General features: G+C 55.6%; 9 protein-coding genes. 2 read left to right on the top strand and 7 right to left on the bottom strand.

Annotation, left to right across the window (positions count from 1 at the left end):
- Nucleotides 1-128: 128 nt before the first annotated feature.
- Nucleotides 129-1,046: a CDP-diacylglycerol--serine O-phosphatidyltransferase gene (gene pssA, locus BLR97_RS16915; RefSeq protein ID WP_089707701.1), complete on the bottom strand. Its 918-nt coding sequence runs from the start codon at nucleotides 1,044-1,046 to the stop codon at nucleotides 129-131.
- A gap of 199 nt (nucleotides 1,047-1,245) precedes the next feature.
- Nucleotides 1,246-2,262: a ketol-acid reductoisomerase gene (ilvC, locus tag BLR97_RS16920; RefSeq protein WP_089707702.1), complete on the bottom strand. Its 1,017-nt coding sequence runs from the start codon at nucleotides 2,260-2,262 to the stop codon at nucleotides 1,246-1,248.
- Nucleotides 2,263-2,454: 192 nt separating this feature from the next.
- Here ilvC and ilvY point away from each other — a divergent pair, with 192 nt between their 5' ends.
- On the top strand, nucleotides 2,455-3,342 hold the full coding sequence (gene ilvY / locus BLR97_RS16925) for an HTH-type transcriptional activator IlvY (RefSeq protein ID WP_089707703.1): 888 nt from the start codon (nucleotides 2,455-2,457) through the stop codon (nucleotides 3,340-3,342).
- Nucleotides 3,343-3,421: 79 nt separating this feature from the next.
- Here the strand turns inward: ilvY and ilvN are convergent, their stop codons facing one another.
- The 5 genes from ilvN to rluD form a co-directional block, all read right to left on the bottom strand.
- The gene (gene ilvN, locus BLR97_RS16930; protein WP_040183026.1) at nucleotides 3,422-3,913 is read right to left on the bottom strand and encodes an acetolactate synthase small subunit; all 492 of its coding nucleotides are present in this window, start codon (nucleotides 3,911-3,913) and stop codon (nucleotides 3,422-3,424) included.
- On the bottom strand, nucleotides 3,913-5,637 hold the full coding sequence (locus BLR97_RS16935; protein ID WP_089707704.1) for an acetolactate synthase 3 large subunit: 1,725 nt from the start codon (nucleotides 5,635-5,637) through the stop codon (nucleotides 3,913-3,915). Before BLR97_RS16935 ends, ilvN begins: the two co-directional genes overlap by 1 nt.
- A 458-nt stretch (nucleotides 5,638-6,095) precedes the next feature.
- Nucleotides 6,096-8,690 carry an ATP-dependent chaperone ClpB gene (clpB, locus tag BLR97_RS16940; protein ID WP_089707705.1) on the bottom strand — a complete coding sequence of 865 codons (2,595 nt, stop codon included), beginning with the start codon at nucleotides 8,688-8,690 and terminating at the stop codon, nucleotides 6,096-6,098.
- Between the two features lie 146 nt (nucleotides 8,691-8,836).
- The gene (gene pgeF, locus BLR97_RS16945) at nucleotides 8,837-9,592 is read right to left on the bottom strand and encodes a peptidoglycan editing factor PgeF (RefSeq protein ID WP_089707706.1); all 756 of its coding nucleotides are present in this window, start codon (nucleotides 9,590-9,592) and stop codon (nucleotides 8,837-8,839) included.
- Nucleotides 9,589-10,548, bottom strand: coding sequence for a 23S rRNA pseudouridine(1911/1915/1917) synthase RluD (gene rluD / locus BLR97_RS16950; protein WP_089707707.1), 960 nt, complete (start codon nucleotides 10,546-10,548; stop codon nucleotides 9,589-9,591). The genes pgeF and rluD overlap by 4 nt, the downstream gene beginning before the upstream one ends.
- 149 nt (nucleotides 10,549-10,697) lie before the next feature.
- Here rluD and BLR97_RS16955 point away from each other — a divergent pair, with 149 nt between their 5' ends.
- Nucleotides 10,698-11,501, top strand: coding sequence for an outer membrane protein assembly factor BamD (locus BLR97_RS16955; RefSeq protein WP_089707708.1), 804 nt, complete (start codon nucleotides 10,698-10,700; stop codon nucleotides 11,499-11,501).
- Nucleotides 11,502-11,589: the final 88 nt, after the last annotated feature.

Below are 11,589 nucleotides of genomic sequence, written 5' to 3' on the forward strand. Positions count from 1 at the left end.
TGCCTAACCACCTGACAAACCAAGGTTTTTACACCTCATCCACCACTGGCAACGCCGTGCGTCCCCGGCAGCGGATGCGTACTTTACGGCTTCACGGCCTCGTTGGCAAGGGGGTTGTGACAGAAATTTTAGCTTTTCGGTTTTGCTTTACGCATAACAGCTAAAACAGGGCCTGAGCATACATAGGCACCAAACAGCAGCAGCAGCATCACGGACGGCTCAACGGAGATCATAACGAACCCCAATACGACGGCGAGCAGCACAACAAAGGGCACCGGCTTTTTAAAGTCGAGATCTTTGAAGCTGTAATAGCGAATATTACTCACCATCAGCACACCTGTTGCCGCCACAACCACTAGCATCAGTAGCTTGAAACCAAAGGCATCAGCGTCAAAGCTATGAAAGGTCCACACGCTGGCTGCCACTAGCGCAGCCGCGGAGGGGCTGGGCAAGCCGATAAACCATTTTTTATCCACGCTACCAATCTGGACGTTAAAACGCGCCAACCGCAGTGCCGCACAGGCGACGTAGAGAAAGGCCACCACCCAGCCGGTTTTACCGATATCCTGCAAAATCCAGGTAAAGGCGACCAACGCGGGCGCCATGCCGAAAGAAATCATATCGGCCAGGCTGTCGTATTCGGCACCGAATGCGCTTTGAGTATTCGTCATTCGCGCAACACGGCCATCCAAGCCATCCAGCACCATGGCAATGAAGATAGCGACGGCCGCGGCAGTAAAATCGCCGTTGATCCCGGCCACTACTGCAAAAAAGCCTGAAAACAGCGCCGAGGTAGTAAATAGGTTAGGCAGCAGATAAATCCCCCGCCGACGAACTTTTTTACCGTCTTCTACCGCTTCTTCGACCACTTCAGTTTCACGCAAAAAGGCAGCCGCCAGATCTTCGTTGCCGACCACTTCTGACTGATCAGCAGCATTAGACTGTTCAGAATTTCTTTGATTTGAGCTGACCTGATCAGCGTCTGTCTGATCTGGGTTTGACTGATCAGAGCTTGAGCGCTCTTGATCGCGAGCGTCCTGTGTCATAGGTTTCATCCAGTAAAAGTGAAGTCACGGGAACAGTAGTCGCTTTCATTCTACACGGTGAGCACCACTCAGCCAGCCAATTGCCCTGCGGGCCGTATAAACAGGGCCACAAAACCACCACTACACAAACATAAACAAAACGGGGCGCGCTTATGCACACCCCGTTAAATGACTACCTACCGGCACTTACCCGGTACGCTTAGTTTTTAGACTTATCGACCAGTTGATTAGCAGCGATCCAGGGCATCATGCCACGCAGCTTGGCACCAACCTGCTCAATGTCGTGCTCAGCGTTGAGACGGCGACGCGCAGTCATTGATGGGTAATTGCTGTTGCCTTCATTAATAAACATTTTGGCATATTCGCCGGTTTGAATGCGCTTCAATGCATTACGCATAGCCGCGCGCGATTGCTCATTGATGACCTCAGTGCCGGTGACGTACTCGCCGTACTCCGCATTATTAGAGATGGAGTAGTTCATATTGGCGATGCCGCCTTCGTACATCAGGTCAACGATCAGCTTGAGCTCGTGCAGACACTCAAAGTAGGCCATTTCCGGCGCATAGCCCGCTTCAGTTAGGGTTTCAAAACCCGCTTTCACCAACTCTACAGCACCACCGCACAAAACGGCTTGCTCGCCAAACAGGTCGGTTTCGGTTTCATCTTTGAAAGTGGTTTCAATGATACCGCTACGCCCACCGCCAATACCGGCAGCGTAGGAGAGCGCTAACTCTTTGGCGCTACCGGACGCATCTTGGTGAATCGCGATAAGGTCGGGAATGCCACCGCCTTTGACGAACTCAGAGCGAACGGTGTGCCCTGGGGCTTTCGGCGCGATCATGATGACGTCGAGGTCTTTGCGCGGTTCGATCTGGTTGTAGTGAATGTTAAAGCCGTGGGCAAACGCCAAGGTCGCGCCCTCTTTCAGATTCGGCTCAACTTCCTGCTCGTAGATCGCCTTTTGATTTTCATCCGGCGCCAGAATCATGACCACATCAGCGGTTTGGCACGCTTCCGCAACCGTTGCCACGTTCAAACCAGCCGCTTCGGCTTTGGCCGCCGACGAAGAACCTTTACGCAGCGCAACGGTAACGTCGACACCCGACTCTTTCAGGTTATTGGCATGGGCATGGCCTTGCGAGCCGTAGCCAACAATGGTGACTTTTTTGGCCTGGATGAGGGAAAGGTCGCAGTCTTTATCGTAGTAAACATGCATGGCGAAACTCCAAAGGGTTAATTGATCACGTAACGATCGGTTATTTGATATTGGTCAGCGTTGATGGCCACCCCGTGCCGTCTTATGCAGCACTAGGATTTAGCGTTGAATTAACTCTACGCCACGCCACCTATTGCGTAAAACGCTATATTTGCAACATACTATTTCTTATTATGAAACGTAGAATCACTTATGGATTTTCGCTTACTCAAACATGTCGTCACCCTCGCTGAGACACTCCATTTTGGTCGCGCCAGCGAGCTTTGCCACATTAGCCCCTCAACGCTGAGCCGCTCTATCCAGCAGGTAGAAACGGAACTGGGTACGCCGCTGTTTGAGCGTGACAACCGCCACGTAACACTGACTTCGCAAGGCGTCACGTTTCAGCACTACGCCCGAGACACACTGGAGCAGTGGGAAACGCAAAAACGCACGCTAGCCGCGACAACCCAACAGTTGCGTGGCGAAATCAGCATTTACTGCTCGGTTACTGCGAGCTATAGCTTTCTTTACGAGCTGTTGAGCGATGTGCGCATTCGCCATCCCGGTATTGAATTAAAGCTCCACACGGGCGATCCCGCTAACGCCATGACCCGCGTGCTGGATGGCATCGACGATATGGCGATTACGCCGCGCCCACGCCTTCCGCCCAGCGCACTGGCATTTAAATCACTGACTCGCTCTCCTCTGGTCTTTATTGCACCGAATGAAGCCAATGACTGGCTACCACCTCAGCCGGAAAGCTCGACCGCCGAGCAATGGCAGGATGTGCCGATGATTCTTTCCGAGGCGGGGCTGTCCCGTGAATACGCCAACACTTGGTTCAAGGCCATGGGCATAGCGCCGCGTATTTATGCCCAGGTGGCCGGCCATGAGGCGATTGTAAGCATGGTAGGGCTAGGCTTTGGGGTGGGTGTCGTGCCCAAAATCGTGCTGGATAACAGCCCGCTGGCCGAACGCGTCCAGGTGCTTAACGTGAAGCCTGAACTGCCCCACTACGATGTCGGGCTATGCGTCCTCAACCGGCGTTTAAAAAATCCCATGATTGATGCTTTGTGGGCAACCGTTAGCGAGCGGTAGATTAAGCCACCCATTAAAAACGCCGCTCCGGGGAGGAAGCGGCGCTTTTGCTTGCTTTTAAGGCTGCGTACTTTCGTGCTTAGAGCGATAACACCTTATCGCCCCGGGCAATACCCGACACCCCGGTACGCGCAACCTCAAGAATCCCCACCGGCGCCATGGCCTGCAGGAAAGCATCCAGCTTGCCCGCATCGCCGGTGATCTGCACGGTATACAGGCTCGGCGTCACGTCGACGATCTGCGCACGGAAAATATCCACCGTGCGCTTCACCTCGTCGCGGGCCGCGCCTAGCGCCTTGACCTTAACCAGCATCAGCTCGCGTTCGATATGGTTGCCTTCGGTGAGATCCACCAGCTTGACCACATCGATCAACTTGTTGAGATGCTTGGTGATTTGCTCGATCACCCGGTCGTCGCCCACGGTGGTGACCGTTAAACGCGACAGCGACGGGTCTTCTGTGGGTGCCACATTAAGCGTTTCAATGTTGAAGTTGCGCTGGGAAAACAGCCCGACCACACGTGACAACGCACCCGGTTCGTTTTCCATCAGAATCGAGATGATATGACGCATCAGGTACGCTCCGTTTTAGACAGCAGCATGTCGCGCATGGCACCTAACGGCACCTGCATCGGATAGACGTGCTCAAAGGGGTCGACCTTCACGTCAAGAAACACCAGCTCATGCTTGTCAGCAAACGCTCGCTCTAGCGCCGGCTCCAACTCATCCAGCGTTGTCACAGTGATCGCGGTAAACCCATACGCCTCAATCAGCATGTGGAAGTCGGGCAGCGACTCCATATAAGAATGGGCGTGACGCGACTTGTAGTTCAAGTCCTGCCATTGGCGCACCATCCCAAGCGAGGCATTGTTGAGATTGACAATTTTGACGCCCACCCCGTACTGCTTACAGGTGGAGAGCTCCTGCATCATCATCTGGAAGCTACCCTCGCCGGTAACGCACACCACGTCATCATCCGGAAAGTTCTGTTTGATCCCCATGGCAGCGGGGAAGCCAAAGCCCATGGTGCCCAAACCACCCGAGGTAATCAGCCGGTTGGGTTTATCAAACTTGTAATACTGGGCGGCAAACATCTGGTGCTGGCCCACATCAGTGGTCACATAGGCTTCGCCCCGCGTCACGCGGCATAACGCTTCGACTACTTCTTGCGGCTTAAGCACTTCACCAGGCTTGGATGGCTCGTAAAGCTTGCCTTCACGATCAGCGCGCCAGCCGTCAATTTTCTGCCACCAGTCGGTCAGCTCCTCAGGGTGGCCAATGGATTGGCCTTGCACCAAGCTGATCATTTCATTGATGACGCTGGATGCCGGCCCCACAATCGGCACGTCGGCGCGCACCGTTTTGGATATCGAACTCGGATCAACATCAACGTGAATGATTTTGGCTGTCGGGCAGAACTTAGAGGTGCTGTTAGTCACGCGGTCGTCAAAGCGCGCCCCAATGGCAATAATCAGGTCGGCATGATGCATGGCCATATTAGATTCATAGGAACCGTGCATACCCAACCAACCCAAACACTGCCGGTCACTTTGAGGATACGAGCCAATACCCATCAGCGTGGTGGTAATCGGGTAACCCAACTGCTTGACCAGATCGGTCAAACCTTCGCTCGCCTTGCCCGTCACTACGCCACCGCCGGTGTAAAACACCGGACGCTTGGCTTTGAGCATCATCTCAACGGCTTTTTTGATCTGCCCCGTGTGGCCGCGCGTGACCGGGTTGTACGAGCGCATCTTGACCTTTTTCGGATAGACGTACTCGTAGCGTTCAGTGGGTGCCGTCATATCTTTAGGGATATCAACGACGACAGGGCCCGGGCGGCCGGTGGCGGCTAAATAAAATGCCTTTTTGAGCACTTCCGGGATTTCGGCGGGGTGACGAATCGCAAAGCTGTGCTTCACGATCGGGCGGGTCACGCCGACGATATCGGTCTCTTGGAAAGCGTCTTCACCAATCAGGTGGCTCGCCACCTGGCCACACAGCACCACCATGGGAATCGAGTCCATGTAGGCGGTGGCAATGCCGGTCACGGCATTGGTGGCGCCAGGCCCTGACGTAACCAACACACAGCCCGGCTTGCCCGATGCACGAGCATAACCATCGGCAGCATGGGTGGCCGCTTGTTCGTGCCGCACCAGAATGTGCTTCACTTTGTCTTGACGGAACAGCGCGTCATAAATATGCAACGCCGCGCCGCCAGGGTAACCATAAATGTATTCGACGCCCTCATCTTGCAAGAAGCGGGCGATCATATCTGCGCCGGAAAGCAATTCCACAGTGTTTCTCCCCTGGAGGTCTCGAGTGCGATCCGCAGACGATTCTACGGTGTCGAGTGCGGCGGTATGCCGCTGCCGGCCCATGCCGGCACCTGATGCCAAACCCTGGCATATGGCCCGGTTAGGGCCTGCACTCTCATCGGGAAACCTGATTCATGCCAACACAAATCAGCGATTCCCTTTCACGGCGGTTTACCGTGTCGGGGCGTTGGCCAGGTTCAGGCGGTTAGCCCAAGCCCGGAAATCCTTCGGCGGGTAAAGGCCTTCGCCTACCCTTCGCGCGGGGATAAGGGGTTGCCCGTTGGTTCCGCGCCCGCAAATCAGGAACCCACAAGATTCCATTAGCATCCTCAGCCTGTCAACCTTCGATCAAATTAAAGGCCATAAACAGCGGGCACTGGCGTAAAAAAAAGCCCCGCTGGCAACGCCAAGCGGGGCTGAACGGCAAATGGCAGGTATTAACTAAACACCAACTTACCGTCTTGCGCACTGATATGGATGGTATCTCCCGGCGAGAATTTGCCAGCCAACAAATCCTGCGCCAAAGGGTTCTCTATGCGGCTTTGAATGGCCCGCTTCAGTGGCCTTGCGCCATATACCGGGTCAAAGCCTACAACGGCCAGCTGTGCCATGGCGTCGTCGCTAACCTCAAGGCTTAACTCGTGCTCGGCCAGACGCACTTTCAAACGCTCTAATTGAATAGCGGCAATCGCCTGGATTTGCTCTTGGCCAAGCGCATGGAAGACCACCACTTCATCGATGCGGTTAATCAACTCAGGCCGGAAGTGATTACCGACCACGTCCATTACCGCGCTTTTCATCAACTCGTAGTCACTGTCTTTATCAATACCAGCGTCGCCGCCCATACGCTGGATAATGTCTGACCCCATATTGGAGGTCATGACAATGACCGTGTTGCGGAAGTCCACCGTGCGGCCCTGGCCATCAGTGAGGCGACCGTCCTCAAGCACCTGTAAGAGGATATTAAACACATCCGGGTGGGCCTTTTCGACCTCATCCAGCAGCATCACCGAGTAAGGCTTACGGCGCACGGCTTCGGTTAAGTAACCGCCCTCTTCGTAACCCACATAACCAGGCGGGGCACCGATCAAGCGAGCCACGGAATGCTTCTCCATGAACTCCGACATATCGATCCGCACCATGGCTTCCTCGGTGTCGAACAGGTAGTTGGCAAGCGACTTACATAGCTCGGTTTTGCCCACCCCCGTCGGGCCGAGGAATAGGAAGGAACCATTGGGGCGGTTGGGGTCGGCCAGGCCCGCCCGTGAGCGGCGTACAGCGTTGGCGACGGCCTCGACGGCTTCGTTCTGGCCAATCACGCGCTCGTGCAGCGCGTCTTCCATACGCAGCAGCTTGTCCCGCTCGCCTTCCAACATCTTGGCCACCGGAATACCCGTCCAGCGGGAAACTACCTCAGCGATTTCTTCTTCCGTCACGTTGGAACGTAGTAGTTGGTGGCTAGACGTATCCGCTTCGTCTTCACTGCTTTGGGCAATTTTCTTTTCAAGTTCAGGAATTTTGCCGTACTGGATTTCCGACATGCGGCCCAAGTCGCCCTGGCGGCGTGCCTGTTCCAAATCGATACGCGCCTGCTCAAGCTCGGCTTTAAACTGCGCCGCGCCCTGAATGCTGGCCTTTTCCGCTTTCCAGATTTCATCCAGGTTAGCGTACTCGCGCTCCAACTCGTGGATCTGATTATTGAGGCCTTCCAAGCGCTTTTTGGTGGCTTCGTCAGTCTCTTTTTTCAGCGCTTCGCGCTCCATCTTGAGCTGGATTAAGCGACGATCGAGCTTATCCATCTCTTCGGGTTTGGAATCCAACTCCATGCGAATACGCGAAGCGGCCTCGTCGATCAGATCGATGGCTTTATCGGGCAACTGACGATCGGTGATATAGCGCGTAGAGAGCTTGGCGGCGGCTATAATCGCTGAGTCGGTGATATCCACACCATGGTGCACTTCGTAGCGTTCCTTCAAACCACGCAGAATCGCCACGGTATCTTCTTCCGTGGGCTCGTCGACCAGCACTTTCTGGAAGCGCCGCTCCAGGGCGGCATCTTTCTCGATATACTTGCGGTATTCATCCAGCGTGGTGGCCCCGACGCAGTGCAACTCCCCCCGCGCCAGCGCTGGCTTGAGCATATTGCCCGCGTCCATGGCTCCTTCGGCTTTGCCTGCGCCAACCATGGTGTGCAGCTCATCAACGAACAGGATGACCCGCCCTTCTTCCTGGGCTAGCTCTTTGAGCACGGCTTTGAGGCGCTCTTCGAACTCACCGCGGAACTTGGCGCCCGCCAATAGCGAGCCCATATCCAGTGATAGTACACGCTTGTCTTTTAAACCTTCAGGCACTTCGCCATCGACAATCCGCTGCGCCAAGCCTTCGACAATGGCGGTTTTACCTACACCCGGCTCACCAATGAGCACAGGGTTGTTTTTGGTACGCCGCTGCAATACCTGAATGGTACGGCGAATTTCGTCGTCGCGACCGATCACCGGATCCAGCTTACCGTCCAGAGCGCGCTGATTAAGATCCAAGGTGTACTTATTGAGGGCTTCGCGTTGGTCTTCGGCGTTGGGATCATCAACGGATTCACCACCGCGCAGGCTGTTAATCGCGGCTTCAAGCGTTTTTCGGTTGATCCCGGCTGATTTAAGCAGCTTGGTCACCGCCGAATTCATTTCCAACGCTGCCAGCAGGACGAGTTCACTGGCGATAAACTGATCGCCGCGCTTTTGCGCTTCGCGATCGGTTAAGTTAAATAGTTTGATAAAGTCCCGCGATGGCTGCACCTCACCATCGAACTGCCCTACTTGGGGCAAATCGTCCAACTGTTGGACTAACCCATCACGCAGACGCGAACTGCTGCCCTCGGCTTTTTCAATCAGGGCTTTAATGCCGGTGTCTTTGGTATCCAGCAACGCCAGCAGTAGATGGGCGGGTTCAAGCTGATTGTGCCCGCGGCCCACGGCAAGAGATTGCGCCTCGGCAACGGCAGCTTGCAGCTTGGCGGTAAATTTATCGAATCGCATTATATTCCTCCTGGGGGTGGCCGCGCGTTTGGACGCGCGTCGTATCCCGATAACCTGTCGTTAAACGTGCTAATCACGATTGGCTTGACAAGTTAAATGGCGTCGGTCCCAGGAGGTTTCAAGTGGAAGGCTTGATGTCTGTGGATTTACTTGATCCAGATCACGGTTGCCATTCTTCCCGTTTGCCCGCCGTCGCGTCGGTAAGAATAAAAGCGCGACTCACAGGCGGTACAAAAGTGACCACCGCTGATGTGATGAATGCCTAACGCCTCAAGGCGAAAGCGGGCCAAGCGATAAAGATCAGCCATGTGATGACCTAAGCGATAAGGGCTATGATCGAACGCATCGGCGGTTTCAGGCTGAACCGCCACAAAGGCATCGTGCACTTCCGGGCCAACTTCAAACTGCGCGTTAGAAATTGCCGGCCCTAACCACACCAAAAGATCGTCAGGGTCGCTGTTCATCGCCGCCACGGTGGCTTCCAGCACCCCCTTTGCCAACCCACGCCAGCCCGCGTGAGCGACCGCGACCTGAGTGCCTTGGCGATTACAAAACAGTACCGGCAGACAGTCCGCCGTTAAAACCACGCAAGCATAATCGTTACTGGTGGCAACCGCCGCGTCGGCTTCCGGTGGCTCGGCCCGATAGGCCTGCTGCACCCGCGCGCCATGGGTCTGATTAAGCCACTGCAGCGGTCGCTCATCACCCACCTCTTTCTGCAGTAGGCGACGACATAATGCCACGTGGTCTGGGTTATCGCCCACATGAGACGCCGGATTGAAGGCCGCAAAGTCTTCCTGACTCGGCCCCGCCTCCCGCGTGGTAACAAACGCGCCCACGTTATCTGGGGCTGGCCAGTCGGGAAGCAGCAGCGTTGGTTTTAAATTAATCGCGTCGCTCATTGCATGGTCTCGCTATCGTCGCGCAGGTAGTCCAACAACATTAGTAGATCATCGGGCAAGTCAGCATGAAAAGTAAGCGTTGCACCGCTAACGGGGTGCACAAAGCGAAGCTTGCGCGCGTGTAATGCCTGGCGGGGAAACTCACGCAGGATTTCTTTCAGCGGCTCAGCAGCCCCTGGCGGTAATTTGGCGCGCCCGCCATAAAGCGGGTCGCCAATCAGCGGGTAGCGGGCATGCGCCATGTGAACGCGGATTTGGTGGGTGCGCCCGGTTTCAAGCTTACAGCGAACGTGGGTATGAGCACGAAAACGCTCGACCACGCGAAAGTGGGTCACCGCTGCTTTACCCGAGGCGGTCACCGCTTGGCGCTTACGATCTTTGGGATGACGACCAATCGGCGCATCAATGGTATTGCCGGCGATCGGCTTGCCAATCACCACCGCATCGTATTGGCGAGAAACACTGCGCGCCTGTAGCTGCTCAACCAAGGCGGTTTGCGCGGGCAGCGTCTTGGCCACCATCATCAACCCGGTGGTGTCTTTATCAAGCCGATGAACGATGCCCGCCCGCGGCACTTCGGCAAGCGCGGGATGATGATGCAGCAGCGCATTCAGTAAGGTGCCATCCGGGTTGCCTGCCGCCGGGTGGACCACCATCCCCGCAGGCTTATTGACCACCATCACGGCATCGTCTTCAAAAACAATATCCAGCGGTATGGCCTGTGGCTCAAAGCGCGTATCCTCTTCGAGCGTCGCCTGCAGCGCCAATACCTCGTGGCCGTGGAGTTTGGCTTTCGGCTTGGCTTGCGCGCCGTCCACCGTCAGCTCGCCCGTATTGATCCACGCTTTTAACCGTTCACGGGAATAATCGCTGAATAATTCGGCCGCCGCTTGGTCCAAACGGGCACCGGCCAATGAGGTTGGCACCCGTTGCGTAGCTTCAACACTGCGAGGCATGGGATAATTTCCTTTGACGACACCTCGGCGACGTCATTCGAAGCCTGCGTTTTGCGCCGAGGTGATTTATAGTGGGCTGACTGCGACCTATTCTATCATGGCCATCGCCGCTTTTCGGTGATTGAGGCTTGTTTGCAACGAGGATGAAGATGCGCGTTTTTTCCGCTGCCAATCGCTTTGGCGTGTTCGCTTTAAGCGTTGCCTTGCTGGCGGGCTGTGCCAGCAATGACACGACCTCGAACGAGGACCGATACGCCGGTGTTGCCGAGCGTGAACTATACGACAGTGCTCGCGATGCCCTGGACGCCAATCACTTTTCAACCGCGATTGAGCGTTTGGAAGCACTCGACACCCGCTACCCGTTCGGCGAACACGCTGAGCAAGCTCAGTTAGAGTTAGTTTACGCCTATTACGAAAATGATAACTGGGAAGAAGCCCGGGCCGCCGCGAGCCGCTTTATTCGCTTGCACCCCGACCATCCCCAAGTCGACTACGCCTATTACCTGCGGGGGTTATCCGCTTGGCAGGCGGGGCGGTTCAGCCTTGAACGCCTGCGTTTAATTGATATTTCCAAGCGCGATCTTGGCGCAACACGGGATGCTTACGGCGACTTCCGCGAATTAATCCAACGCTATCCGCAAAGTGAGTACGCCCCGGATGCGCAGCAGCGTATTGTCTACCTGCGTGAATTGCTCGCTCGTCATGAACTCCACGTGGCCGACTATTATCTGCGCCGTGGCGCCTACTTGGCCGCCGTCGAGCGCGGACGCTGGGTTATCGAAAACTACCCCGAGGCCAACGCCACCCACGATGCGCTCGCCACCATGGTAGAAGGTTATCAAGGGCTGGAAATGGACGACCGTGCCAACGAAGTCCTTGCGGTGCTGCGTGAAAACGCTCCAAACCATGAACAACTTGACGGCAATCGCTTTAGCCCCAAACACCTTGACTAATGCCTACCCCTTCTCGGATGAGCGCTAGGCATACGTCTAGCGCTCAAGATGTACAGCTTTTTGCGTAAAACACCTGTTTTAAAAGCCA

It is taken from the genome of Vreelandella arcis, assembly GCF_900103865.1.
In the GTDB taxonomy this organism is placed as follows: Bacteria; Pseudomonadota; Gammaproteobacteria; order Pseudomonadales; family Halomonadaceae; genus Vreelandella; species Vreelandella arcis.